29 protein-coding genes, 1 tRNA gene and 1 pseudogene are annotated in these 26,037 nt (G+C 37.6%); 16 read left to right on the top strand and 15 right to left on the bottom strand.

Annotation, left to right across the window (positions count from 1 at the left end; genetic code table 11):
- Positions 1–43 precede the first annotated feature (43 nt).
- The 7 genes and pseudogenes from AC07M3_RS04790 to benA all read right to left on the bottom strand — a co-directional run bounded on the left by AC07M3_RS04790 (position 44) and on the right by benA (position 8,208).
- Positions 44–1,300, bottom strand: coding sequence for an OprD family outer membrane porin (locus tag AC07M3_RS04790; RefSeq protein ID WP_494566689.1), 1,257 nt, complete (start codon positions 1,298–1,300; stop codon positions 44–46).
- Positions 1,301–1,345: 45 nt separating this feature from the next.
- Positions 1,346–2,704, bottom strand: a complete 1,359-nt coding sequence (locus AC07M3_RS04785) for an aromatic acid/H+ symport family MFS transporter (RefSeq protein ID WP_494566688.1) — start codon at positions 2,702–2,704, stop codon at positions 1,346–1,348.
- A 478-nt stretch (positions 2,705–3,182) separates the two neighbouring features.
- Positions 3,183–4,376 carry a benzoate/H(+) symporter BenE gene (gene benE, locus AC07M3_RS04780; protein WP_494566687.1) on the bottom strand — a complete coding sequence of 398 codons (1,194 nt, stop codon included), beginning with the start codon at positions 4,374–4,376 and terminating at the stop codon, positions 3,183–3,185.
- Positions 4,377–4,433: 57 nt separating this feature from the next.
- Positions 4,434–5,219 (bottom strand): 1,6-dihydroxycyclohexa-2,4-diene-1-carboxylate dehydrogenase, encoded by a 786-nt coding sequence (locus AC07M3_RS04775; protein ID WP_494566686.1) that lies wholly within the window; start codon positions 5,217–5,219, stop codon positions 4,434–4,436.
- A gap of 21 nt (positions 5,220–5,240) precedes the next feature.
- Complete coding sequence (gene benC / locus AC07M3_RS04770) at positions 5,241–6,257, bottom strand: benzoate 1,2-dioxygenase electron transfer component BenC (RefSeq protein ID WP_494566685.1); 1,017 nt, start codon at positions 6,255–6,257, stop codon at positions 5,241–5,243.
- Positions 6,258–6,309: 52 nt separating this feature from the next.
- A pseudogene (benB, locus tag AC07M3_RS04765) lies at positions 6,310–6,829 on the bottom strand (benzoate 1,2-dioxygenase small subunit).
- The gene (gene benA, locus AC07M3_RS04760; protein ID WP_494566684.1) at positions 6,826–8,208 is read right to left on the bottom strand and encodes a benzoate 1,2-dioxygenase large subunit; all 1,383 of its coding nucleotides are present in this window, start codon (positions 8,206–8,208) and stop codon (positions 6,826–6,828) included. The pseudogene benB and the gene benA overlap by 4 nt, the downstream one beginning before the upstream one ends.
- 106 nt (positions 8,209–8,314) lie before the next feature.
- On the opposite strand from benA, the gene AC07M3_RS04755 reads away from it, so the two are divergent.
- Both AC07M3_RS04755 and AC07M3_RS04750 read left to right on the top strand, forming a co-directional pair.
- Positions 8,315–8,443 carry a hypothetical protein gene (locus AC07M3_RS04755; protein WP_080026603.1) on the top strand — a complete coding sequence of 43 codons (129 nt, stop codon included), beginning with the start codon at positions 8,315–8,317 and terminating at the stop codon, positions 8,441–8,443.
- 44 nt (positions 8,444–8,487) lie between these two features.
- Complete coding sequence (locus tag AC07M3_RS04750; protein WP_003652630.1) at positions 8,488–9,447, top strand: LysR family transcriptional regulator; 960 nt, start codon at positions 8,488–8,490, stop codon at positions 9,445–9,447.
- Between the two features lie 51 nt (positions 9,448–9,498).
- On the opposite strand, the gene AC07M3_RS04745 is transcribed toward AC07M3_RS04750, so the two are convergent.
- Complete coding sequence (locus AC07M3_RS04745) at positions 9,499–9,699, bottom strand: heavy-metal-associated domain-containing protein (protein ID WP_092707914.1); 201 nt, start codon at positions 9,697–9,699, stop codon at positions 9,499–9,501.
- Between the two features lie 165 nt (positions 9,700–9,864).
- Between AC07M3_RS04745 and AC07M3_RS04740 the strand changes: the two genes are divergently transcribed.
- From AC07M3_RS04740 to AC07M3_RS04730, 3 genes are all read left to right on the top strand, one after another.
- The gene (locus AC07M3_RS04740; protein WP_494566683.1) at positions 9,865–12,336 is read left to right on the top strand and encodes a heavy metal translocating P-type ATPase; all 2,472 of its coding nucleotides are present in this window, start codon (positions 9,865–9,867) and stop codon (positions 12,334–12,336) included.
- Positions 12,337–12,411: 75 nt separating this feature from the next.
- Positions 12,412–12,813 (top strand): Cu(I)-responsive transcriptional regulator, encoded by a 402-nt coding sequence (cueR, locus tag AC07M3_RS04735; protein WP_092707921.1) that lies wholly within the window; start codon positions 12,412–12,414, stop codon positions 12,811–12,813.
- A 27-nt stretch (positions 12,814–12,840) separates the two neighbouring features.
- The gene (locus AC07M3_RS04730; RefSeq protein ID WP_494566682.1) at positions 12,841–13,254 is read left to right on the top strand and encodes a GFA family protein; all 414 of its coding nucleotides are present in this window, start codon (positions 12,841–12,843) and stop codon (positions 13,252–13,254) included.
- A 659-nt stretch (positions 13,255–13,913) separates the two neighbouring features.
- Here the strand turns inward: AC07M3_RS04730 and AC07M3_RS04725 are convergent.
- The gene (locus AC07M3_RS04725) at positions 13,914–14,264 is read right to left on the bottom strand and encodes a four-helix bundle copper-binding protein (RefSeq protein WP_209830371.1); all 351 of its coding nucleotides are present in this window, start codon (positions 14,262–14,264) and stop codon (positions 13,914–13,916) included.
- Positions 14,265–14,751: 487 nt separating this feature from the next.
- Positions 14,752–15,084 (bottom strand): hypothetical protein, encoded by a 333-nt coding sequence (locus AC07M3_RS04720; protein ID WP_494566681.1) that lies wholly within the window; start codon positions 15,082–15,084, stop codon positions 14,752–14,754.
- Positions 15,085–15,527: 443 nt separating this feature from the next.
- Here AC07M3_RS04720 and AC07M3_RS04715 point away from each other — a divergent pair, with 443 nt between their 5' ends.
- Together AC07M3_RS04715 and AC07M3_RS04710 are read left to right on the top strand one after the other, a co-directional pair.
- The gene (locus tag AC07M3_RS04715) at positions 15,528–16,121 is read left to right on the top strand and encodes a LysE family translocator (RefSeq protein ID WP_213031146.1); all 594 of its coding nucleotides are present in this window, start codon (positions 15,528–15,530) and stop codon (positions 16,119–16,121) included.
- A gap of 48 nt (positions 16,122–16,169) precedes the next feature.
- Positions 16,170–16,388: a hypothetical protein gene (locus AC07M3_RS04710; protein ID WP_003652616.1), complete on the top strand. Its 219-nt coding sequence runs from the start codon at positions 16,170–16,172 to the stop codon at positions 16,386–16,388.
- A gap of 259 nt (positions 16,389–16,647) precedes the next feature.
- Here AC07M3_RS04710 and xseB read toward each other — a convergent pair whose 3' ends face one another.
- Complete coding sequence (gene xseB, locus AC07M3_RS04705; protein ID WP_003652614.1) at positions 16,648–16,842, bottom strand: exodeoxyribonuclease VII small subunit; 195 nt, start codon at positions 16,840–16,842, stop codon at positions 16,648–16,650.
- Complete coding sequence (gene xseA / locus AC07M3_RS04700) at positions 16,832–18,097, bottom strand: exodeoxyribonuclease VII large subunit (RefSeq protein WP_494566680.1); 1,266 nt, start codon at positions 18,095–18,097, stop codon at positions 16,832–16,834. Before xseA ends, xseB begins: the two co-directional genes overlap by 11 nt.
- A 254-nt stretch (positions 18,098–18,351) precedes the next feature.
- Between xseA and AC07M3_RS04695 the strand changes: the two genes are divergently transcribed.
- A tRNA-Met gene (locus AC07M3_RS04695) sits at positions 18,352–18,428 on the top strand.
- Between the two features lie 173 nt (positions 18,429–18,601).
- On the top strand, positions 18,602–18,835 hold the full coding sequence (locus AC07M3_RS04690) for a hypothetical protein (RefSeq protein WP_017389051.1): 234 nt from the start codon (positions 18,602–18,604) through the stop codon (positions 18,833–18,835).
- A 150-nt stretch (positions 18,836–18,985) separates the two neighbouring features.
- Here the strand turns inward: AC07M3_RS04690 and AC07M3_RS04685 are convergent, their stop codons facing one another.
- On the bottom strand, positions 18,986–19,657 hold the full coding sequence (locus tag AC07M3_RS04685; protein ID WP_092707936.1) for an XRE family transcriptional regulator: 672 nt from the start codon (positions 19,655–19,657) through the stop codon (positions 18,986–18,988).
- A gap of 674 nt (positions 19,658–20,331) precedes the next feature.
- Here AC07M3_RS04685 and AC07M3_RS04680 point away from each other — a divergent pair.
- The 3 genes from AC07M3_RS04680 (at position 20,332) to AC07M3_RS04670 (ending at position 21,762) form a co-directional block, all read left to right on the top strand.
- Positions 20,332–20,586 carry a hypothetical protein gene (locus AC07M3_RS04680; protein WP_017390244.1) on the top strand — a complete coding sequence of 85 codons (255 nt, stop codon included), beginning with the start codon at positions 20,332–20,334 and terminating at the stop codon, positions 20,584–20,586.
- 210 nt (positions 20,587–20,796) lie between these two features.
- A complete protein-coding gene (locus AC07M3_RS04675) occupies positions 20,797–21,186 on the top strand; it encodes a hypothetical protein (RefSeq protein WP_092707939.1) in 390 nt (129 codons plus the stop codon).
- A 30-nt stretch (positions 21,187–21,216) separates the two neighbouring features.
- Complete coding sequence (locus AC07M3_RS04670; RefSeq protein WP_494566679.1) at positions 21,217–21,762, top strand: glycoside hydrolase family 108 protein; 546 nt, start codon at positions 21,217–21,219, stop codon at positions 21,760–21,762.
- 96 nt (positions 21,763–21,858) lie between these two features.
- Here AC07M3_RS04670 and AC07M3_RS04665 read toward each other — a convergent pair whose 3' ends face one another.
- A complete protein-coding gene (locus tag AC07M3_RS04665) occupies positions 21,859–22,476 on the bottom strand; it encodes a LysE family translocator (RefSeq protein WP_494566678.1) in 618 nt (205 codons plus the stop codon).
- Between the two features lie 257 nt (positions 22,477–22,733).
- On the opposite strand from AC07M3_RS04665, the gene AC07M3_RS04660 reads away from it, so the two are divergent.
- The 4 genes from AC07M3_RS04660 to AC07M3_RS04645 all read left to right on the top strand — a co-directional run bounded on the left by AC07M3_RS04660 (position 22,734) and on the right by AC07M3_RS04645 (position 25,883).
- Positions 22,734–23,666 (top strand): LpxL/LpxP family acyltransferase, encoded by a 933-nt coding sequence (locus tag AC07M3_RS04660; RefSeq protein WP_092707948.1) that lies wholly within the window; start codon positions 22,734–22,736, stop codon positions 23,664–23,666.
- Between the two features lie 344 nt (positions 23,667–24,010).
- On the top strand, positions 24,011–24,226 hold the full coding sequence (locus tag AC07M3_RS04655; RefSeq protein ID WP_003652601.1) for a cold-shock protein: 216 nt from the start codon (positions 24,011–24,013) through the stop codon (positions 24,224–24,226).
- A gap of 219 nt (positions 24,227–24,445) precedes the next feature.
- Positions 24,446–24,670, top strand: a complete 225-nt coding sequence (locus tag AC07M3_RS04650) for a hypothetical protein (protein ID WP_494566677.1) — start codon at positions 24,446–24,448, stop codon at positions 24,668–24,670.
- A gap of 397 nt (positions 24,671–25,067) precedes the next feature.
- Positions 25,068–25,883, top strand: coding sequence for a pyrroline-5-carboxylate reductase family protein (locus AC07M3_RS04645; protein WP_494566676.1), 816 nt, complete (start codon positions 25,068–25,070; stop codon positions 25,881–25,883).
- A gap of 15 nt (positions 25,884–25,898) precedes the next feature.
- On the opposite strand, the gene AC07M3_RS04640 is transcribed toward AC07M3_RS04645, so the two are convergent.
- Positions 25,899–26,015, bottom strand: a complete 117-nt coding sequence (locus AC07M3_RS04640) for a hypothetical protein (protein ID WP_004793556.1) — start codon at positions 26,013–26,015, stop codon at positions 25,899–25,901.
- Positions 26,016–26,037 lie beyond the last annotated feature (22 nt).

Genomic DNA, 26,037 nt, shown 5'->3' with positions numbered 1-26,037 from the left:
AAAAGCGAGCCAAAATAGCTCGCTTAGATTGAATCAAAAGTTATTAAAACTTTTTGGTGTAGTTTACAAACAATCGGTCTTCACCAAAGTCATTGCCATGTTTAACATTGTAATCAATACGAATATATTGCAGGGCAACGCCTTTTAAGAACGGCTGCTGAAACGCATAGTTTAAAATCACGTTCGACTCAGTTTCGTGGTTTTTCTCACCATTGGCTGCTTTAAAGTCATGGCCATACACATATTTTACCATCGCATTTAAACCCGGCACATAATCTTTAAAGTCGTAGCCATACATGACATGGTAAGACTTCTCGTCTTCTTTAAAGAAACCGGTGGCATTCCAGTTAATGAAATACGTTTCTGGTAAGAAACCATCTGGTAGGGGGTAAGCTGACTCACCCATAATTTGTTGGTATCCCAAACCAAAGGTATGGTTTTTTACTTTGAGCGTTTCTAGTACTCCAATGTTTTGTGCATCGATATCAAAAGTGTTGCCATCATCTTTTGCATTGAAGTATTTAAACTTAGAAGTAAGAGCGAAATTAGGTTGTTTCCAATTATGTTCAAGCCCAACATAGTGTTTGTTATAGAGGTCTTCTAAATTTCCAAAGTAGTACTCGCCCTTGAGTGACGGTGTAAATTGATAGCGCAGATCTATATAATTTAAGCCATCAGATTCTTTGGTAATTCCATTTGCCGTAAAAGAAAACTTTTTAAAGTCCTCTTCATTTCGTGGCGACACTTTTTCAACTCGACCAATTTCAGCATAAAGCTGATCTGAAAGTTGCGACTTTAAATTGGTTCCCCAATAAGAAGCGAGCAATTGTCGGCTGGCATCGACAGCGGTTACAGGTAAGTCTAACCAAAGTTCACCCACACTCAAAAGCGTTTTGTCATAACCTAATTTTAATGTCGCCCCGTATTTTAAAAAGTCTGATGCTTGTGACTGAGTGTCTTTATTAAAAGGCAAAACTGTATCTGCGACATGTTTGTCTGAACTTAAACGAACAGCGTATTGAACAGAAGCATCTGCACCAATCGTAATAGGTTTGTCTGCAATTTGCAGCGGAGTGTCATGCATTTTCGATTTATAAAATAATGATGCTGCCTGAGACCAGCTGCCAGCATCTTTGAGTGCATCATTATCAAAATTACGATTAATATAGGCATTCTTTAAAGTGAATTTCCATTCATCTTCAGCCTGCTGATTTGGATTTGCAGCGAATGAATTGCCACACATCAATACTAAGGTTGCAAAGGTTAAAGCATGTGGCTTAAAGCGATGTAATAATTCCATAATCCATTTCCGTGATAAATGCGCCAGTCCTAGGCGCATGTATGTTTACTGCTGGGTAAGCGTGTTTTGAGTGTTAAATGTTGATGGAGTCTGTGCAGCAACAGAGGCTTTAAGATTGACCATAAATATTGCAAGTGCAGCAATCACACCTGGAATCGCAATCGCTAAGAAATTCATTTGGTGAGGAAGCTCAAATGTGAGTAGGGCGCCAGTTAAAACTGGACCGATAATTGCACCAATACGACCAATTCCAGATGCCCAGCCCATGCCAGTTGAACGAAGTGCTGTCGGGTAGAACTGTGCAACAAACGTGTAGAGTAAGATTTGTGAACCAATTGTGGCAGCACCAGCAATGGCAATCAGGCTATATAAAATAAATTGTGGACTATTGATACCAAGTAAAATTAAAGCTGCTGACCCCACAATAAACATGATGGTAATGACTGGTTTTAAATGGAATCTATCTGCTAAAGCACCGCCACCAATAGCACCAACCATGCCACCGATGTTGAGTGCAAACAGGAACAACATGCTCGCACCTAGCGAATAACCAGCTTGCAGCATAAGTTTAGGTAACCAGCTTCCTAAGGCGTACACCATGAGTAAGCACATAAAGAAAGCAATCCAGAACATAAATGTGCTGAAGGTACGGCCTTGTTGGAAAAGCGCATGGACAGGTGCTTCAGTTGTTGTGCTTTCGTTTAACACCAGTTCTGTATTGGCATTTACCTGAGTTTGAGGCGCAATTTTGCTGACAATACTTTTTGCCTGTTCACTCTGATTAGATTTCACTAAAAATGCGAGAGACTCTGGTAAAAACTTCCAGATCAGTGGGAGTAATAGCAGTGGAATACCTGCAAGTAAAAACATGATTTGCCAGCCCATATCCTTAACGAGCCATGCACCGAGTAGGGCAGATGTCATGCCACCAATTGCGTAACCACTAAACATGATTGCGACCAATGTACTACGAATTTTTTTAGGCGCATATTCGGTCATGAGTGCGACCACGTTTGGCATCACGCCACCAATACCAAGGCCAGCAATAAAGCGCAAAATTGCAAATTCAGTTGGTCCTTTGGCAAAAGCACCGATAAAGGTAAATCCACTAAATAAAGTCACACAAATCAGGATGGTTTTTTTACGCCCGAGCTTGTCCGAAAGTGTGCCGAAAATCATGGCACCAAACATCATGCCAAATAGAGCCGCGCTTGCCAGCAAACCTGCTTCTACCGCAGTTAATGACCATTGTTGCATTAATAAAGGGAGTGCTACTCCATAAATGACTAAATCATATCCATCAAAAATAATAATAAGTAAGCACCAGATTAAAACTTTCCAATGAAAAGAAGTAAAACTGGCCTTGTCAATTAGCTCATTAATATTAACCTTGCTCGTATCCATTTTCTTCACCTCCAATTTGTGAAGTATCGCGTTATTTTTTAATAAACTATTTTGTTATTGAGTTAGAGTCAAAAACCTAATTGATATATCTTTATGTCTTTAAGGTATTGTGTTTTTATTAATTTAATTATTTGAAAAATATGAGTTTATTTTAGGTTTTGAGGTGGGCTTTATTATCTGTGTTAAATGATTGTAAATATTATATGGTGAGAATTTCAATGTTTTTATTGGTGTTTTATTCTTGATTTTCTTGCTAAGAATCACTGATAAAAATAGAGCTAAATTTATATTATTAATTGAAATGAAAATATTGAGATAAGAGACCAAATACTATTATTTAATTATTTTAGAAATTGACCTTTGAAAATGAAATTTAATTGATATTAAATAAAAATCGCCAAATCAGGATTAGCAAATTATTTGCATCCTGACTTGGCGCTTAAGGCTTTATTTTGGTTGGAGTGTTTAGATAAAAAACTTAATTTGTGGCTGAAGTTGATCGTGGTGTGAGAATGAAATGCGCGATTACACCAATGCAAATACCCCAAAAAACTGAGCTTAGTCCAAGAAAATGCATGCCTGATGTTGTTGCTAAAAAGGTAATAAGTGCAGCATCACGTTGACTATCATTTCTCATGGCGACAGAAATATTTGTGGCAATTGCACCAAGCAAAGCTAATCCTGCCAGTGCTGCAACCAACTCTTTAGGAAGTAAGCTAAATAGCATGACAATACTGCCAGCAAATAAGCCTCCTAAAATATAAAAAATTCCATTGGCGATTCCTGCGATATAGCGTTTTTCTTTCAGTTCATGTGCATCTTTGCCCATACATAAAGCAGCGGTAATTGAGGCAAGCACAATGGTAATACCGCCTACGCAAGCAACAGCTAAAGAAGCAATACTGGTAACGCTAATAATCGGTTTGGCTGGCGTGTCGTAACCGCTGAGTTTCATAATCGCCATACCCGGTAAAAATTGACCAGTTAAGCTGACTAAAATAAGAGGAACAGCGAGGTTCAGTGTTGAGTTCCATGTCCATTCTGGGCTAATCCACTGCGGGATAGCTAAACTAAAACTCACATCAACTGGATTCATTTTTCCTAAAATGAGGCTTAATAAAACTCCGGCTCCTAACACCCAAATCATGGTGTAGCGCGGCATTAAACGTTTGGCAATTAAAAAGACAATGAGCATGCAAAAAACAATAAAAGGCATGCTGTCAGACGCGGTAAATAGGCCAATACCAAACTGAAAAAGAATACCTGCCATCATACCCGCAGCGACATCTTGCGGAATCCACTTGAGTAATTTGTCGAAGTAACCTGTAATGCCAATTAAAAAAATAACAATGGCAGAAGTAATATAAGCAGCTACCGCTTCATTCAATGAAACATTGGGAAATAGCGTAACTAACAGGGCAGTGCCCGGTGCAGACCATGCGGTAATGACCGGAGTTTTATATTTAATTGAAAGATAAATGCCTGAAACGGCGGCTCCAATTGAAATTCCCCAAATCCATGAAATCATCATCTCAGTTGATACATGGGCACGCTGAGCAGCTTGAAAGAAAATAATCAGTGGGCCTGAGTAAGAAATTAAAACCGCAAGAAAGCCAGCAACTGTTGCTGATATGGACCAGTCATTTTTTAATGTCTTTAACAGGGTTGCCATGTGTGATTGCCTCCATGCAAATCATGTTATTTACCCAATCATATAAAAAGATCAGGGTTAACCCTGATCTCCTCCTCCGACCGAAATAACCGATCCAGTCATATACGATGCTTCGTCTGATGCAAGAAATAAAATTGCATTCACTTGTTCTTGAATTGTGCCATAACGGCCCATAAATGTTCGATCTATTGTTTGATCAACCACTTGCTGCATCCAGTCTTTTTCATTTTGACTTAATGGGTTGGCATTACGTGGTACTTTCCGAGGCGGTGCTTCGGTTCCACCCGTTGCAACTGCATTGACTCGGATCCCATCTTTGGCATGTTCAAAAGCAAGCGATGCCGTTAAAGCATTTACACCACCTTTAGATGCCGAGTAGGGAATACGATTAATGCCACGGGTTGCAATTGAAGATACATTTACAATAACACCCGATTGTTGCTTAATCATGGCGGGCAACACAGCTCGGCAGCACCATAACGTTGGAAATAATGAACGATTCACTTCCTTAATGATCTCTTCTTCGGAAAACTCCTCAAAAGGTTTCATCCAGATCGCACCACCTACATTATTAATCAGGATATCTACCCGACCATAATGTTCAATAGCTTTTGTAACAACCGCTTGTGCACCTGCATAAGTTTCAAGGTCAGCATTAATTGTGACGGCATCACCACCTGTGCTCTGAATTTCTTTAAGAACTTCTTCAATATATTCAGAGCGATCAGCCATGATGACTTGTCCGCCTTCAGCTGCGACTTGCAGGGCCACGCCACGACCAATACCTTGGGCGCTACCTGTAACAATCACGACTTTATCGGTAAATCTTTGACGGTTTGACATAGATAACTTCTCCACCCTAAGTTAATTCGCAGAGAATTTTTCAAACAAGAAATTAGCAGGTTTGATATTTTCAGCCTCTAACCAACCACGTACCGCTTCTACCATTGGTACTGGACCACATAGATAAACATCGACGTCGCCACCGTTTAACCATTCACTTTCAATATGACCAGTGACATAGCCTTTACGGTCATGAGTACTCTCAGGGCTTGCAACTACAGTTCGATATTCAAACCATGAGAACTTCGCCTGTAACTCATCAAGCTTTTCTAAAGCAACCAAATCAAAGTCATTGGTGACACCAAAAACTAAACGAACAGGCTGTTCTGAACCTTTCTCTTCAAGCACTTGTAACATCGACATAAATGGGGCAATGCCAGTACCGCCTGCGAGCATCAGCACAGGACGCGCTACATTACGTAAATAGAAGCTACCGAATGGACCCGTAAATGTCATTTTGTCACCAGCTTGAGCGTTCTTACTTAAGAATTCACTCATTTTGCCATTTGGTACGTTACGTACCACAAAGCCAGTTAAACGGTTGCCCGGTTTTGAACTAAATGAATATGAACGTGTTTCGCCAGTTTCTGGAATTGCAACATTCACATACTGACCTGCAAGGAAATGAATATCCGGCTGGCCTTCATCAAGTTGAATATCAAATGTGATGGTTGAGTCTGATAGGTTCTCAACGCGGGCTAATGTGCCTTGGAAGCTATGAATTTCTGTTTTGCAGACATCTGACGATGCTTGAATCTGGAATACGGCGTCTGAAGTTGGGCGGCATTGGCAAGCAAGAATATAACCTTGTTCAGCTTCTTCTGGTGTTAATGCATCTTCAATATAGGTTTCTTCTGGCATGTCATAATGACCTGACTCGCAAAATGCGCGGCAAGTTCCACATGCACCATCACGGCAATCCAAAGGAATATTAATTTTTTGTCGATAGGCTGCGTCAGATAAGGTTTCGCCTTGAGCTACGTTAATGAAACGTGTAACACCATCTTCAAATTGAAGTGCAACATTGTGGTTTGACATGGCATGTATCCTACAAAATATTTGAAACTTTTACCCTCAGCCAACAGTCCGTTTAACTGAGGGGGTATGTCTTAAAGGTGATAAATATCAATCACCTGATTGATGTAGTCATTTTTCAAAACGACATACTTGCTCAAGATTTTTGGTTGATCACCTGAAAAATCAATCATATAACGTGACATACCGAAATAGCTGTAATTTGTCTTGTAACGGAAACTCAAGGTATTCCAGTTAAAGCGAACAGTAACTTTATCTCCGTCGCGCTCTACAACTTCAACGTTGGCAATATTGTGGCTTGTGCGCGTGTCTGGCATGGTTGCAGACGAACGTTCAGTTTTAATACGGAACACACGATCTTCTAAACCTTGACGGTCTGGATAATAAATAAGTGAAATTTCAGATTGAGGATCTTCAGTTAATTTATCGTCATCATCCCAAGCTGGCATCCAGAAAGAGGCTTCCGGTGCATAGCATGCAAGCCAGTCATCCCATTGTTCATCATCTAAAAAGCGAGCTTCGCGATAGAGAAACTGAGCAATATTTTCTAAAGTTGCTTTGTCTTGAGTACTCATGCTGTTTCTCCCTGATCAGCAATTTCTTTCTCTGATGCAATCGCGTGTTTCATGGTTTCTAACCAATATTGATGTTGGGCAAGATAAAGACCTTCATCTTCAGTTTTGATACCACTTAACATTGGTTTTAAACCAATTTCGTTTGCTGCATCATCTGGTCCATAAATCCAGTGTTTTGAACCACGGCACATGTCATTCCATTCAAGTGCAATACCTGCGTAGCCTGCCTGACAAGCACGAAATTCTTCTAAGTCGTCTGGTGTTGCCATACCTGATGCATTAAAGAAATCTTCATATTGACGGATACGACGTGCACGAGCTTCAGGTGCTTCGCCTTTAGGCGCGATACAGTAAATGGTGACTTCGGTTCTATTGACAGAAAGTGGGCGAAGTACACGAATTTGCGAACCGAACTGATCCATTAAATAAACGTTTGGATAGAGACACAAGTTACGTGAGCGCTCAATCATCCATTTCGACATCGCTTCGCCGTATTTTTCGGTGTATTCGTCTGCTTTTGGGAAGTTCGGACGGTCTTCTGGGTTTGCCCATTGTGTCCAAAGCAACATGTGGCCATTTTCAAAGCCATACGAGCCACCGCCTTGTTTACCCCAAGAACCTGCACTCATCGCGCGGATGTTATCGGCAGCTTGAGTTTCTTTACGGTGTTGAGTCGTTGCTGCGTAGTTCCAGTGAACAGCAGAAACGTGGTAACCATCGGCACCATTTTCAGCAGTGAGTTTCCAGTTGCCTTCATAGGTATAGGTAGATGAACCACGTAAAACCTCAAGGCCATGTTCAGACTGATCAACAATCATGTCGATGATTTTGGTGGTTTCACCCAAGAATTCTTCAAGTGAAGGAACATCGGGATTTAAGCTGCCAAACAAGAAGCCTTTGTAGTTCTCAAAACGAGCCACTTTTTTAAGGTCGTGTGAGCCTTCTTGGTTAAAACAGTCAGAGTAGCCTGCTTCACTTGGATCTTTAACTTTAAGTAATTTACCTGAGTTATTAAACGTCCAACCATGGAAAGGGCAGGTATACGTTGCTTTGTTACCACGCTTGTGACGGCAAAGTTGTGCTCCGCGGTGTGAACACGCATTAATCATGGCATTCAATTCGCCGTTACGGTTGCGGGCAATAATGACCGGCTGACGACCAATGTGAGTGGTGTAGTAGTCATTATTATTTGGAATTTGGCTTTCGTGTGCTAAATAAACCCAATTACCTTCGAAGATGTATTTCATTTCAAGGTCAAATAGGGCTTCGTCAGTAAACACTGAGCGATGAAGTTTAAATTCACCTGTATCGATGTTATCGACAAGTAATTCATCAATACGGTCAAGATGGCTAGTATTGATTACAGGAATACGTGGCATGTCCGTTCTCCGACTTTCCAAAAGTGTGGAAGTCACCAAGGCCTTAGCTACGATCTACAAGGTCTTGATATCCTAATATTGTCAATGAAGCGCATGAGTGCGCTGGGTGTTTAACCGTGAATTGATGAAGATGAATCACTTAAATATTGGCAAGAAGGCTTTTCACAAAGCAATTCATCACTTCATCGGTTTGTTGCTTGTATATACCTTAAAAGAATGGTTAAACTGTGTCTAAGACTGAATTTGCATTTTTTTATATCTTAAAGGTATGGAAGCCTTATGGAACTAAGACATTTACGGTATTTTGTGGCTGTTGTTGAAGAGCAGAGCTTCACAAAGGCAGCCGAAAAACTATTTATTGCTCAACCACCTTTGAGCCGGCAGATCCAAAATCTGGAAAGTGAGCTTGGAATTCAACTGTTTGAGCGAGGAAGCCGTCCTTTACAGACAACCCCAGCTGGACATTTCTTTTATCAGCACGCCCTTAAACTTTTGTCGAATGCTGAAGAAATAAAAAGTATGACCAAGCGGATTGGTCTGATCGAAAGAAGCGTAACGATTGGTTTTGTGGGGTCTTTGCTCTATGGTTTACTGCCGCGAATCATCTATTTATTTAGGCAACAGCAACCCCATTTGAATATTCAACTGATGGAGTTAAGTACGACTGAGCAACTACAGGCATTAAAAGAAGGTCGGATTGATGTCGGGTTTGGGCGCTTAAGAATTAGTGACCCTGCCGTGAGACGGATTCTGTTGCGTAAAGAGCGATTGGTGGTTGCTGCTCATACGAGTCATCCCATTGCTCAGCGTACGGAAGGGGTATATCTAGCCGATCTAATTGATGAAAAAATGTTTATGTATCCCACTTCACCAAAACCTAATTTTTCGACCCAGCTTTTGAATATTTTTGCCGAGCATAGTTTGGTGCCAAAAAATATGCATGAGATACGGGAAATTCAGTTGGCTTTGGGCTTGGTCGCAGCGGGAGAAGGTTTATGTATTATTCCTGCCAGTGCCGATACCATTCGTTTTCCGCATCTAAACTACATACCAATTTTAGATAACGGTGCGGTTAGTCCAATTTTTATTACTGCACGCGCAATGGACAGAAGTGAAGACTTACAACTCTTATTTGATTGTATTTATCAGGTTTATGACTTAGAAGGGATTCCATATCAGCGTACTGTTTTTACACTTGATCAGAACCCGATAGATGATTCAAATGGTATCGATTTTTAAATAAGACGAATGCATAGCCTCAAAAGCTGAAGCTATGCGTTATCTAACTTCTTACTGGACTTGAGCTGGGAAACCATCTTCGTCCAGCGCTTCGGTAATTTTGTCGATACTTTCACTGGTTTCTACAGTTACGATTTTTGTCGCTAAGTCTACATCTACTTTTGCATTTGGGTCGACATCTTGAATAGTTGCTGTCACACCACGAGCACAGCCACCACACGTCATATTTTCAATAAGTAATTTCATATTCATACTCCATCAAGAACGAGATATTTGTTTGGATAACCCTAAGTCTAAACCTTGTCATGATTGTAAGGTCAAGACCAATTTTTTAAAAAATATGCTTGACCTTCCCATGATGGGAATCTGTATGCTCAATACAGAATATTAAATTTTGCACATTTGCAGAGGTGTTTGATGGACTCAAAAAACACAAAATTGCCAGCATATAGTGAAACACTACCAATCGAAGGTATGACCTGTGCCTCCTGTGTCGGACGTGTCGAAAAAGCGCTTAAGAAAGTTGAAAATATAGAAATTGCCAACGTTAATTTGGCAACAGAAAAAGCCGTTGTATATTCAAACCAACCAATTCAGCGTGAAGCATTAGTCAAAGCAGTTAAAAGGGCAGGTTATGATGTTCCAAAAGCGGCACCAGTGGAGTTGTCTATTGAGGGTATGACCTGCGCATCTTGTGTTGCACGTGTTGAAAAAGCGCTGAAAAAAGTAGACGGCGTTCAAGAAGCGACAGTTAACTTAGCCACAGAACAGGCTTGGGTTCAGGCAGATGCATCAGTCAATGTTGAAGACCTGATTCGTGCTGTTAAAAAAGCAGGTTACGAGGCGAAAGCATCTGAAAAAAATCAAGATGAGCAACTCGATAAAAAAGCTTCAGAGTTAGATCAGCTAAAAAAAGATTTGATCATTTCGATTGTGTTGGCTTTACCTGTGTTTATTTTGGAAATGGGTTCTCATCTAATTCCGGCTTTTCACATGTGGGTCATGCACACGATTGGTCAATACAATAGCTGGCTTTTACAGTTTGTTTTGACAACACTGGTCTTGGTTTTTCCTGGTCGCCGTTTTTACCAAAAAGGTATTCCAGCCTTATGGCGTTTAGCACCAGATATGAACTCGCTGGTGGCTGTTGGAACCTTGGCCGCCTACAGTTTCTCTGTCGTAGCAACCTTCATGCCGCATGTATTACCTCAAGGCACGGTCAATGTTTACTTTGAAGCGGCTGCCGTGATTGTCAGTTTAATTTTGCTTGGGCGATATTTCGAAGCCAAAGCCAAAGGACGTACTTCACAAGCCATTCAACATTTAGTCGGTATGCAACCGAAAACTGCCCGTATTCATCGTGATGGTCAAGTGGTGGAAGTTGCTGTTGCCGAAGTGGTCAGTGGAAGCATTGTAGAAATTCGTCCGGGTGAACGTGTGCCTGTCGATGGAGAAGTAGTTGAAGGACACAGCTATATTGATGAATCTATGATTACGGGTGAGCCTATTCCTGTTGAAAAGATAGTAGGACATCAGGTGGTTGGTGGCACGGTCAACCAAAACGGTACTCTAAACATTCGTGCAACCGCAGTGGGTAGCTCGTCTGTACTTTCACAAATTATCCGCATGGTTGAGCAAGCCCAAGGTTCTAAACTTCCGATTCAGGGTTTGGTCGATAAAGTCACGATGTGGTTTGTGCCAGCGGTAATGCTCATTGCTGCAATTACTTTCATGGTCTGGTTTATCTTTGGGCCAGAACCTGCGTTAACTTTTGGATTGGTCAACGCCGTTGCAGTACTGATTATTGCTTGCCCTTGTGCGATGGGACTTGCAACACCAACTTCTATTATGGTCGGTACTGGACGTGGTGCTGAGTTAGGTGTCTTGTTCCGTAAAGGTGAAGCTTTGCAGCTTTTACAAGAAGCGCAGGTGGTTGCTGTTGATAAAACTGGAACGCTCACAGAAGGCAAACCCACACTGACAGACTTTAATGTGCAACAAGATTTTGAACGTGATCAGGTACTTATTTTGGTTGCCTCTGTTGAAGCCAAATCTGAACATCCAATTGCTCTAGCCATTGTTCAAGCCGCAGAAAGTGAGGGGCTAACTTTATTACCAGTAACAGCATTTAACTCGATTACAGGTTCAGGTATTGAAGCTGAAGTGTCAGGTCAAAAAGTACAAATTGGTGCAGATCGTTATATGCACCAACTTGGTTTAGACACTGGCGCATTCCAAGCGATTGCTGCACAGTTGGGTGAAGAGGGTAAAACACCGCTTTATGTTGCTATCGACCAGCAACTTGCTGCAATTATTGCCGTTGCGGACCCAATTAAAGAAACAACCTATGCTGCGATTGAGGCCTTACATCAGTTAGGTCTAAAAGTTGCCATGATCACAGGAGACAACCGCCATACAGCGCAAGCGATTGCGAAAAAACTTAATATTGATGAAGTTGTGGCAGAGGTCTTACCTGAAGGTAAAGTGGACACCGTTCGCCAACTGCAAAAACAATATGGTCGCTTGGCTTTTGTAGGTGATGGCATTAACGATGCACCAGCCTTGGCGCAAGCAGATGTTGGCTTAGCCATTGGTACAGGAACAGATGTTGCGATTGAAGCTGCCGATGTTGTGCTGATGTCAGGTAGTTTAAAAGGCGTACCGAACGCAATTGCATTAAGTAAAGCCACCATGCGAAACATACGCCAAAACTTGTTCTGGGCATTTGTATATAACGTTGCACTTATTCCAATTGCGGCAGGTGCGTTATATCCAACATTTGGTGTGTTACTTTCACCTATGTTTGCAGCAGGAGCGATGGCACTTTCTTCAGTCTTTGTTTTAGGAAATGCATTACGCTTAAAACGTTTTCATGCGCCAGTACAGTAAGCGTGCTGAAAATCATATTTTGGTTTAAGATCAGAAACTCAGGTCTTAAACCAAATTTAATATTTGAGGTGTGAGATGAATATCGGTCAGGCATCTAAACAGTCTGGTATTTCAGCAAAAATGATTCGTTACTATGAAGAAATCGGTTTACTTGAAGCAGCTCAGCGCTCAGCTTCGGGCTATCGTATTTACTCAGAAACTGACCTGAAGACTTTAAACTTCTTAAAACATGCCAGAGAGTTGGGTTTTTCATCCGAACAAATGAAAGAACTGATTTCGCTTTGGAAAAATACCGATCGGCATAGTGCAGAGGTGAAAGCCTTAACCGTAAAACATATTGCTGAACTCAACCAAAAAATTGCACATTTACAAGAAATGGTTAATATTTTGCAGGCATCAGCCGATGATTGCTGTGGTAACCAACAAGCTTCTTGTGCCATTTTAGATCACATTGAAAAAGGTGTGGGTGTAAGCTAAAACTCATCAAAATAAAAAGGAAAAATCATGGCTTATACAGCTTCTTGTCTTTGTAATGGTATTCAACTCAGTATTAATGGTGAATTAGAACCCATCATGGTTTGTCATTGTACGCAATGCCAAAAAGCACAAGGCGCTGCTTTTGCTGCTATTACGCCAGTACAGAAACGTGATTTGAATATTGTGCAGGGAGAAAACCTGTTAGAGGCTTATTTTGCATCGCCTAATAAAAAGAGAGTGTTCTGTAAAACTTGTGGTTCTCCTATCTGGAGTGAACGTTTAGATAAACCCGACGTGGTGCGTTTAAGGGTGGGGCTCATTAATGAAGAAATATCTACCCAAGTTAGCTCTCATGCCTATGTCGCTTCAAAGGCCTCTTGGCATACTATTGGTGATCATGCTCAACAATACCTACAAGCAACAGATGGCGTCCAAAAATAGTCATTTAATCGGCTAGGGCTTGTTTGTAAAAAAACGTGAACAAGACTAGCCGTGAACAAAAAATGTGCTATATATGTACTTAAGGTAATCGTAATATCTCCTCGATCCACAGGGAAACTTGGGACAGGGCAAAAGATACGATAAGACCTTACATATAGCTAGCAAAGAGCATGTAAGAGATGGATAGACACAAATCTTAGATTGCTCACCGTTGCAGAAAAGCCCGTGAAACGGGCTTTTTTAATGCCTGTAAAAAGCTATTTATTGGATTATCACGCCATAAATAAAGTTTTTATGGATCTACTTTTGTCTGTTTCTTCTTTAGCAAATAAAACTCTGAAGAAATAATAAAATATTTTAAACATACAGACTATTCTGTATTGAAATTTAATTTATTTATAGGTACATTTACTTAACGGTTTAAAGTTCAAGTTTAATAATGGACTCATGGTCGTTGTGGGAGATCTAAGAGCCTGCATTCTTCCCCAAGATGCGGGTTTTTTTTATGCCTAAAGAAAAGTTATTATTAACCTCTCTTAAATAAAAAAGATAAATTATTAGTTTTTAATATCTTAAGTCATTAAGTTTTTTAGAAATTTTCTTACCATATATAGCCTGACTATAAATCAGCTATACAAACTTCTTTATGCATTACGCGACTATGCACGATAGGCTTGACACGCTTGAGCACAAGCTAGGCATGCTTTAGCACAAATTTGGCAGTGCTCATGTTCATGTTTGCCGCATTCTGCTGCACAAAGTTGACATGCATGGGCACATAATGGCATCGCTTGTTCAGCTAACTCAGAATGCCTTAACTCTAAAGAAGTACATAACTGACAGATTTCTACACAAGTCAGACAGTGTTTAATGCACTCACGCATCATATGTTCTTCTTGCAAACAGGCGGCTGCACAGGTCTTACAAGCAATCATACATTCTACACAGGCTTGAATTGAGCTAGAGGCTTGGCAAAATAATGAATTATTTGCTTCTTGATTGGTTTGCATATGAATTCTCCTATTCCAAAAGTCTTTATTAAAAAATGGAATATTGTTATGTTTTTCCATTTTATAGATCATTTTTTAAACAATGGGCATTTGAGATAAAAGGGGTACAAATACCCAATACATAATTAACCTCGTAGTAGAATGTTACATCCAGTTTTTAGCTTAAAAGCGCTTATTTGTTGATGATAAAAAGTGTCAATAAAATTTAAGGATTGTGTTAAATTTAATTGCATATAATACTTTTGGCTAATTTCTTATTGTGTGAATATTAGGCAAATTAGGAATGTGAACTTTGAAGGACACGAAATGGAAAACGTTAATCAATACGCTCACGGAGCTGAGCATGAAGTCCACATCCATTGCAAACGATCATTAAGCACATTAATACTGAGTATGTTCGTATTAATTACAACTGGTCGTTAAAAGAAAAAGCACCCGAGGGTGCTTTTTCTATATTTAAATCTAACATCGGGTTGAATGAAAGAGTTTATGAAGACCCTACAAACCCACGACGCTTTTTGTAGGCTTGGCGGTCATAAGAAGGAATATTGGATTGTTGCAGATCAATAGCTAACTGTTTTTTACGTTGAAACTGCACTTCACTTAAAAGCGCAGCATAGATTTTGGGGCGATCAGTTTTAAACTTGTCTACATCCAATGGAATCTTATCTTCATTCTTGACAATGTACAGCACAGAACCATTGCCATTCGTTTCATAAACCGTCCAACCGAGTCGCACAGCATAGAGGCCAGTTTTCTGATTTTTACCTAAGTAAGATTTAAAACCATAGGGATGAGGACGAACATAAGCATTCATCATGCATCCTCCATCATTTGATTTATTTGATGAAAGCGACAATCAATGAATTGATGGGGAGTCAGACATCATATTCAGTAAAATCACGATTTCTAATTGTTTATATATTGTTCAATTTTAAAATTTCAAGTGAGGCAAAAAGCTGCTATTTACTCAGTTATATAAGTTCAAAATATTAAAAAAACAGCAGGTTTTTTTGAGTAAAAAATTCTCAAGTTAATGTCGTAGAGGCTTGTAATAATAGCTCATTATTCTCTATTTCTGTGATCTATTTTGCATATCTGAAATTATTTAAATCGTAAGTGAATTTACAGTCGGTTTGAGTTAATTATTTGTTTTAAAATTAGATAATTTAATTTTAATATTTCTTGTTACAACCATTTTGTCGACAATAGATGCTCATTTTTGACATATTTCGCCTAGCATAATTAAAGAGTTCGTTGCCTATGGTGTCATTTCTGTTTATTGGACTAGTGGTCACCATTTTGTTGACTCCAGGCCCCACAAATACATTGTTAGCCTCGGCTGGAATACAGGCAGGGGTGAAGCAGTCTCTTAAACTTATTCCTGCTGAAGTGATGGGTTATCTCATTGCAATTACTTCATGGGGCGTTTTGCTTGAGTCAGTTTCACATTTAATCCCTTGGCTTCCTGCCTTATTAAAGTTAATAAGTGCAACTTTCATTCTCTACCTTGCATTTAAACTTTGGGTAACATCAACAAATGACATCAAATTAGACAACCCACTTATTACGCCTAAGGCTTTATTTGTCGCAACACTTTTGAATCCTAAAGCTTTACTCTTTGCTTCTGCTATTTTTCCACATGCAGCATGGGAAGTGCTTAACGTATATTTTATTCATATTGCTATTTTTTTATCATTAATTACACCCATTGCATTTTTATGGATTGCTTTTGGAACCGTATTAATTTCAAACAAGATAACTTGGTTAAACCAACGTAATTTACAACGTACGGCTGCATTTATTTTAACTTTTTTTGCTATGCCAATCGGCTATTCAGCGATTAGCTCATTTTAGATTTAACCCATTATTAGTATTAAAAATTTTAATTTTTAGGAGATTTTTATGAAAAGATTAAAAGTAATTATTAAGGACCAGTTTAACCAGGAAACGATTGCTTTGGCGAAAGTTAGACCCATGAACGACCACGCCCTTGAACTTCATAAAAGCGTTGAACATATTGAAATTGATGATGACATTATTTTACCCAATATGGATTTACTCTATGAAAATCCTAAAGACGGGAAAATTTATCAATTGATTGGGCCATTCAACGAGGAATAATTTTTAGATTCATTTTTGAAAATAACACCTAGAACACATTTGTATTTCATTACGATTTTAGTAAGAAAGTTTTTAGCTAGAATCTGGTGAAAATAAGAGCAAAATTAACCATTGAATACAATTAAAATATTGAATATCAGGAATTGTTGTGGGACCATGCTTTTTGTAAAAGTGTGACCTAATCCACACTTTTACATTTCAGGACTAAGTGGTTTTCACTAAGCCCATTCCTTCAATGAGAAGTAGGAATGGGCTTTTTTTATTCTTTAAATGTTTCATCTAAAGCTTGTTGAACTGCTTCTATGCGTGATTTACAAGCTTTATAGGCAGTGATCGATTCTTCAACAATTTTCATTAAATTATCAATATCTGGGCTTTCTTGAGATTCAAGTAATTCGGCATTTTTCTTCAAAATGTCATGGCCATCCTTAAATGTTAACTCTTTATTCTTCATTTGGAACTACCTGTGTAATGTTGGCTTCAATCACACCATCTTGCATTTCAATGGCAATGGCAGAGCTTGAAATTTGATGTATAGAACGAATTGCTTTTCCTTCTGATCTAACAATTGCATACCCTTTGGCTTGAACCTGTTTCGGGTTTTGCAAAAGGACTTCTTTCATTAAAGATTCGATTTGGGCTAATGAAAATTTAACTTGTTGCTGTGAACTAAACTGAATGCGTTCTTTCATCTGCTCAAGCAGGTGATGCCCCGAGTTAAGTTGACTTTGTGCTGAAGATTTAATGTGTTGAAGCAGTTGGTCATTCTTGCTTTGATAGGTAGTGATCTGATGCTGCGAAAGGAGCTTAATGGTTTGCAGACTATCTACCGCTTCTTGTACGCGTTCAACAATATGGTTACGAATACCAGCAATCACTTTACTTGGTGTGTCAAATGAACGATGGGCAATTTCATCAAGAATAGTACGGTCTTTTTCATGACCAATGCCGACCCAAATGGGTACAGTGCGTTTGCAGAGCAGAGCTGCAAGTTCATAATCATTCAAATACGCTAAATCATTAACAGATCCGCCGCCACGAATAATCACAATCAAGTCTGGCGGAAATGTACATGTGCTGGCCCATTGCCTTAAACCTGTACCTAAAGACTCTATTAAGCTAGTTGCAGCTGTATTTCCTTGAAAAGTAGCGGTGTGATATACAAAATGGCAAACACCATTTCTTTCTAGCGCGTCGGCATCTTTTTTAAAGTCACCTAAGCCCGCAGCATTTTGAGGAGCAATGACTAAAACATTTTGAATATCAAAAGGAGTCGGGAGGAGTTTGTTCTTATGAATTAAACCTTCTTGAGTGAGTCGTTCAATAATTTGCTGATAACGTTTAGCAATTTCGCCTAAGGTAAAACTTGAGTCAATCTCTTCAATATTGACTGAAAATCCATATTGAGGATCGAAACGTGCTCGAATTTTTATGAGAACATTTAAGTCACTTGAAATCTCAATACCAGTTTCACGTTCAAACTTTAAAACAATTTTACTTGCCGAAAATTTCCAGATTGTGGCCTTACAACTTGCAATGACCTTATCAGTCTCTGCATCTTTTTCTGCAAGCTCTAAATAGTAATGACCGCCTTTAATATTTAAATTTCGAATCTCTGCTTTTACCCAAACTGGTTCATCAAAAGCCAAACGTATGACTTCCTGAACTGTGCCGAGATATTCACTAAGGGAAAACTGAGGTTCAGACATACGAACTAAACATTAAAGGACCAACTTAGATAGTATAAAAGCCATCCAACCAAGGCAATTGCTGTCTGTGAATTTAGGGTTCTGTTTAAAATAAATACAACAATTCAAAAGATTAAATTTAAATTTAGGTTGTTCATCACTAATTAATTCAAAATATAAAATTAATTAAAAAAGATAAAACTGATGAATTACAACAGATTAAAAAATAAAGTTTGCTTTATGAAATATATGAGCGTATAAAGCTTACTTCCAATTGCGGGGTGGAGCAGTCTGGTAGCTCGTCGGGCTCATAACCCGAAGGTCGTTGGTTCAAATCCGACCCCCGCAACCAAAATATTATGCTCTGTGATGTACCACTTTTCATAATGCAAAAATTATGAAAAGCATTAGCTTATAAATAACCCTATATCAAGCTAAATATTAAATTCTAGACTGACTGTCCATACCTTAAATCTAGCGTTCTAATTAAATACCGTTAAATCACATGAGCTCAGTGATGAGTGAATGATTGTGAATATAGTAAATGAGTGGCAAATTGCCACAGCCGTAAATGGCAATGAAATTAATGTGAGAGTGGTTCCTCACGTACGTAAGCAAAACTCTCAAGATGGTTATCGTTGGGTCGAAGTTGGTAAGAAAATTCAACTTCAAACTGGTGAAGAAATCGAGTTGAACCAAGATGGTAAAAGCTTTTATGCTGCATTTAACCAGCTTTATCGTTTAAGTACGTATTGCTAATAAAATGTTTAGTACTAAAGCTAAAAAACCTATCCCTTTAATGGAGATAGGTTTTTTTATATCTATACGATTTATAAATAATTAAAGTTATAAAAAAGATAAGTATATAAAATCGATAGAATTATTCTTTTAATTATATTTATAACTCAATTAACCTGCTCGCCAGAATTGACGGCCCATGACTTTAAAGTTCTTTCCATTTTCTTCGGTAACACGTCGGTCTCTAAACTTTTCATTTAAACTGTGCAAAATTAAAGAACCATCTGCTTCTTTAAAAATTTGCTTAATCATTCCTTCCCCTGCAAAGTAAACCGCATAAATCTCGCCATCAATGACTTCAGTCTGAGAGATATCAATGCCGACTAAATCTCCATCTTTAATGTAATCGGTCATGCTATCGCCTTTAGCTTTAATAATACGCATGCACTCTTGAGCAACCCGTTTTTCTTTAAAAAATGAGGCTGGAAAAGGAATTTTTCCATTAATTGCATCGAAGTGAAACTCGATAGATTCACCTGTACCACAAGAAAAGCTAGCTTCTACGACTTCAATCCATGCATATTGATCGGTGGTTTCAGCACTCACAACGGTAGGGCTAAACACGTCACTTTCTCTAAAAGAATCTTCGGTATTTCCAGTCGTTAGCCAATAACCATCTACACCTAAAAATTGGGCAATTAATGGCAGAAACGCAGATTTCAAATTTTTACCTGACTCTAAAGCTTGATAGGCAGGCTGAGACATCTTGACTGCTTCTGCTACTTCAGCCTGAGTTTTTTTCGCTTTAAGCCTAGAGTCTTTTAAACGGTCTTTAAGAGCCATAATGGTCACACCAGCAAACTTATAACAAATATATAACTAAAGTTATATCGAGTAAAACAACTATAGTTATTGACTAATAATAACTATAGTTATAATATCAGTTATGTCTTAAGATGAATAGATAAAGTTTAAATAGTAATTCAGTGACTATTTATAGGCTTATCAAAGTATTGAGATGAAAGCTAAATTTATTTTGTTTTTATAGGAGGCAAAATAAAAGGGAGATAGCTCAATTATGATGTGCAGATAGGCTATCAAAACAAAAATTGGAATAAAAAAAAGCCCGATTCCGTGGATCAGGCTTAATGTTCGTCGATAAAGGGTATCAAGAACATGAAGAATTTAACAAAGATTGTGAGTCGTAACAAAAGTTTCCGATATACGGCAAAGCCTTATTTGAACTTTTTGGTCAAAAAATTAAAGTCCGAAAAAGGCTTAAACTTAAGAGCTTTAATACTTTTTTACAATTTCAAAAAAGGAAATATCTATTTTTAAATTAATGCTTTAAACGCATATTGTTTGGTTCTATATGTTTGTTGTACCAGTTGAAACGTTTCGAACATACATTTGTAGCCATAGCTTAGCTATATTGCTCAAAGAATGCGTCAAAACTTCAAGAATAACAAACGATAAAGATGCCTTATTGAAGAAGTAAGTTGAGTTGGAGATAGTGAATGACTACAGCAATGCAGAACAGAGCTAAACAACTTAAAAATGCAAAACGTGGAGGGTATGTCCCAACAATTGCAAAAGATATAAACAAACTTAAGGTACAAAAAATAAAAAGGGCACTTGAAGAGGCAAAGCAAATTGCAAGTGAGCTTGAAGATGAAGCGTTCGAATTTGACGATCAAGTCTCTATGCAAAAAGCGATAGGTGCAATCACCGTGATTGAGTTGATTGAACAAGCCTTAAACAGTGCACACTAAGCAGCTTTAGCACACAAACATTCCTTCTTGGGCCCTGAAATTAAGCGGGTCAAGGGTAAGTTCGTCTTGCAATTTAGCGCCGCTTTAAAGCGTTAGTGTTTTTTATTGACTGTAATAAAGAAAACTAAGGGAATTTATAAAACCTGAAAAACAACAAGCTGGTCATTGTGATGGATTTTCAAGTTTTACCCTTTAAAGCAGGACAAGATTATGAAAACAGTTCCAACAAGTGGATTAGCCACATTTTTAAATTTTTATAGCATCGCAATTATGGTGGCTTTAGCAGTCAGCTTAGTTGTCGCAGTCGTGTTAATGATGCGTTTCCCTCGCTCTCCGCAAGAATGGATTGTTGGCCTGATCTGTACAGTGGTTTCAAGCTTAACAGGTGGTTCATTTATTATCATGAAATGGAATTTACATGAATGGGTATCGGATATTTGGGGAATGATCACACTATGTGGATTCTTCTTCATATGCGGTTTGCCTGGTTGGGCTATTGTGAGATGGATATTTAACTTCATCAATAAACAAGAAGGTAAAACGATTGTGGAAGTCATGAAAGACTTAAAAAAAGCGAAAGATGATCTGCAAAATAGCTAAAAACAGTTTCAATCATATGGGTAAAATAAAATGAATATCGACCAGTACTTAGAAGTAATCATAAACAGAGAAGGTGGGTACGTTAACCATCCATCAGACCCGGGACATGCCACTAAATTTGGCATTACAGAAGCAGTTGCTCGATCACAAGGCTATCAAGGCAATATGCAAGATTTACCATTAGCTGTGGCCAAATCTATTTATAAGAAACAATATTGGTTTGAACCCCAATTTGACCAGATCAATGAGATTAGCCCGGTTATTGCAGAAGAGTTATTTGATACAGGCGTCAATTGTGGTGTCAATTTTGCAAGACCCTTGTTGCAGCGTGCTTTAAATTTGCTGAATAAGCACGGAAAAGAAGGCTGGTCAGATCTTGCTTTAGATGGTCAGTATGGGCCTCTCACTTTTCAAGCTCTTAGGAGTTATTTGAACAGACGTCATAAAGAAGGAGAAACAGTATTAGTACGTGTTTTAAATATTATGCAAGGGCAGCACTATATCGAAATTACAAAGAAGAACCCAAATTATGAAGACTTCTTTTATGGTTGGATTTTAAACAGGGTATCGTTTTAAAAACTGTAATTAGATAAAAATATGCTGAATCATCGAAATGCTTTAAAAGTCTAAAATGAGTTAAGACTTTTAAAGCATCATTCTTAAATTAATGATTTATTGTGCGATGAGTAAGATCGCAAGAAGAAAGAAAATAGCCCCACTGATTTTATTGAGTATCGAAAAATTATTTCCAGCCAACATCTTTTCTTTAAAAATTGAAGAGAAATTTGCATAGACCAAATGAATTAAAAAACCAATCAAACAAAAGGTTAAAGATAGAACTAAAAACTGATTTAAAATTTCTTTCTTTATATCGATAAATTGAGGGAAGAGAGCAATAAAAAATACGATTGTTTTTGGGTTAAGCAAAGATGCGAGTAAGCCTTGATAAAATAGTTTTGATTTACTTACATTTTTATCACTTTCCTGATCAGGGATTAAATCTTGCGATGGAGTTTTTTTACTTAAGTTTTTATATCCGAGATACATTAAATAAAATGCACCAATAAATTTTAAAGCCGTAAAAATAGTAGGGTTACTCGTAATAATAAGACCTACACCACTGGCGGAAATTACAGCAATTACAAACATACCAATAATTAAGCCGCTAATACCGAATAAAGCGGTTCTAACACCATAGTTGATTGAATTTGTGACAGTAAATAAAACACCGGGGCCGGGGCTTAATAGGGTAAGAAATGCAATTGTTATAAAAACTAAAAGACCGCTCACGCTGATATATCCTATTTATCAATTGAGACAAAATTATGCGATTACTTTAAATGAGAAAATAATTTATGTATACAGAAGGTTATGTATATTTAAAATAAATAAATTAAATATTAAAATTTGAAAGTTTCGAAATAAAATATGCATTTATATAAATAGATAATGTATTTAAAAGCATAGCAGTTATTGCAACATAAACATACAACCCCGACAAGTAGGCGTGTTAGTATGCTAAGTCTATACCTCAAGAAATATACAGTATGACGAAAAAAGAACGGCAGTTTAAATCTGGCGAATTTCGATTTTCCTTTTTATCGTTTAAATATTGGGGTCTATGGGTTTTAGCTTTTATTTTAATGTTATTTGCGATGTTACCTTGGGCTATTCAATGGCGTCTAGCCGATTTTCTTTCAAAAATAGCATGGAAATCTTTAGGTTCAAGAAGAAAAACAACACTACGTAATTTAGAAGCATGCTTTCCTGAAAAAACACCTATGCAAATTGAAGTGAAAGCCAAACAGGTTTTTGTTGATACTTTAACGGGTGTATTTGAGGCTTTAAATGCTTGGTATAGTCCAAACTGGTTTAAAAGCCGTGTTCATATAGATGGATTAGAGAATTTAACCAACAATCAGGAACACGGCGTACTTTTACTAGGCACTCATAGCACCCTTTTAGATGCAGGCGGAGCCGCTTGTACTTTATTTTTTAACATGGACGTGGTTTACCGACCTCAAAACAATCCCTTTTTAGATTTTCTGATTCATCGTAGCCGTGCAAGAGTGTATAAAAACCAGATTGCTCGAGACAACATGCGTGGACTTATCCAAAACCTTAAACATGGTCATGCCATATGGTATAGCCCAGATCAGGATTTTGGCTTAAAGCAAGGTGTAATGGCATCATTTTTCGGGGTACAAGCAGCCACTGTCACAGCTCACCGCAGGCTTATGGATATCTCAAAAGCAGCAGCAGTTCCTTTATACTTTTACAGAACTGGCAATATTAGAAATCCTCAATATCATGTTCTCGTTGAACCTAAATTAGAGAATTTTCCAAGTGGATGTGAAGTTAGTGATGCTGAAAGAGTAAATAAAATTATCGAGAATCAAATTCGCATCGCACCTACACAATACATGTGGTTCCATCGACGTTTTAAGACGCGCCCAGCGGGTGAAAAGAAGTTTTATTGATGGGCTTATGGGGAAAGAGCAGATGTACATCTTTCGATTAAAATGAAACAAAATTTGACTTTTAATTGAAAGGAATCCTAATTAAATCAATATGAAAGACGAAGGGTGAGAGGCATAGAATTTTTCTTGATTTAATTATTTTGAATATCGATTGCAAATGCTTCTGAAGCGTGTATTATCGAGCATAACTAACAAAATATTCTTGTCATCATAAATTTCTATTTGCGCAGTTTTATTTATAATCCTTCGGTTTTTGCAGATATTTAAATTTCGACGTCTATTTTTTAGTTAAATTGGTTTCCCCAATAATAAGTTATAATATTTTAAGATTTAGGATATAACATATGTCTACTACTACTGGTACAGTAAAATGGTTCAATGAAACTAAAGGTTTTGGTTTTATTGTGACTGATGAAGGTAAAGATATTTTTGCTCATTTTACCGATATTCAAACACCTGGTTTTAAAGTTCTCTTGGAAGGTCAACGTGTTGAGTTTACTGTAGTGCAGGGTAAAAAAGGCCCACAAGCTTCAAATATTGTGATTGTTCAAAACTCATAAATAAATAGAGTGTTTAATTGATTTGAATATATTATTTAAATAAAATATATTTGAGTCTAAAGCATTTTATTAGAGTTAAAAAAGCCCACTTTATATTTTGTGGGTTTTTTATAAGTTTTAATTCAACTTATATTGAAAAAAAGAAGTATAAAAATACTCTTATAAAAGGTTTTTTAAAGTTAATGTTATAATATAACTAATTAGGTGTATGGTATTAAAATGGACATTTGTATCGGCGGTATTTTTGACGGTCAAAAAATAGAAAACAATAATGATTTCTTTAAGGTTGAAGAGCATTATTCAGATCATAGTTCTAAATATATTAAACAGCACTTCCACTTGTTTGGAAAAATTTTTACTTTTTGGGTTTGTGAAGATATTGATTTAACACAAGCTATAAGCAAAGCTGAGAGAATTTTAAAGAAGAAAGAAGAAGCTAATTAGCTGCTTTTTTAATTAATAAATATGAGTATGAATGTTTTTGAATGATAAAAGCATTAGCAATTGTTTCATGGAAAAGTAGGGGCTTCTATTCCTCCATTTTTTGTTTAGAAAACCTAACAATTTCATACTCTTTATAAGCTATTAAAATGGTGTACAATTTTATAATGATAATTACAGACTTTAACAATTCCTGTGTGGAATTTGCTATAAATAGTTATACATTAGGCTTAAGCTAAAGTTGTTTTATTTATTGCGCAAATAAAACAAAACCCACTTTAATATAGTTTATTTGAGTGGGTTCTTTATTAAGATAGCCTTTCATTAACTCAATACTTATAATTAAATTATAGATAATATTAATTACTATAATACCCCCTAAGAAAGGAAAATATTTTAAATGTTAAATGAAGTACAACCTCATATTTGTTTTGTTGGTAGTAGTAATTTGGCGTTAGCATTAATAGGAGGCTTGGTTTTAAAAGGATTCAAAAAAGAAAAGATCCATCTTATCGAAGAGAAAAAAAATAACGATGAAAATATGTTAAAGCAAAAGGAAAAGGAAAATGGTTTAAAAAAAGCAGATATTGTTATTTTATTATTGGAGCCTAAAAACTTAAAAGAAACGCTTGAACCATTTAAAAAGTATTTATCACGTAAAGTTATTATTTCTATGATGGCTGGGATTGATATTGCAAAATTATCAACGATTACTGGCGCAAAAAAAGTTGTTCGCGTAATTTCAAATCCTCCTGTGCTTACGCATACGGGTACTCACGTACTCATTGCTTCTGAGCAAATGGACCAGCTCGATAAAGATGTCATCGAAATGCTGTACTCTGCAACGGGACAGACTTTCTGGGCAGCTTCGGAAACACAAACTGATGCAATTATTGCATTATCGGGTTCAGGGCCGGCTTACTTTTTTTATATTTTAGATAGCATGATTAAGACGGGCGTTTCATTAGGCCTCGACAAACAGTTTGCCTTAGATTTAGCACTTCAAGCCGCTACTGGTGCAGTTGAAATGATCCGTAAAACCAATGTTCCACCTGCGGATTTATGTGGAAAAGTTACTTTGGCGAACGGGATTACTGAATCTGCTTTACGCATGTTCGATTTAGGCAATGTCTCGGATGATATACGTTTAGCCATGAAGGCCGCATATCATCGTAGCAAAGAAATTACTTCAGAAATTATTTCTGAGATTGGTTAACTCTTCTTTAGCAAACTAGGCCTTTAAAAAGTATTCCCAAATAATGAAACCTAAGCCAAACCCAATAAAAGAGTAGAGAGTAATAATAAAGAATACAAAACTGGCCTTATTTTTTTTCTTCAAAATGTTCATGGCGATGCCTCCAATTCAGATT

This window comes from Acinetobacter sp. GW821-FHT09D10 (assembly GCF_059416285.1).
This window is presented reverse-complemented; position numbering and strand designations above follow the sequence as displayed.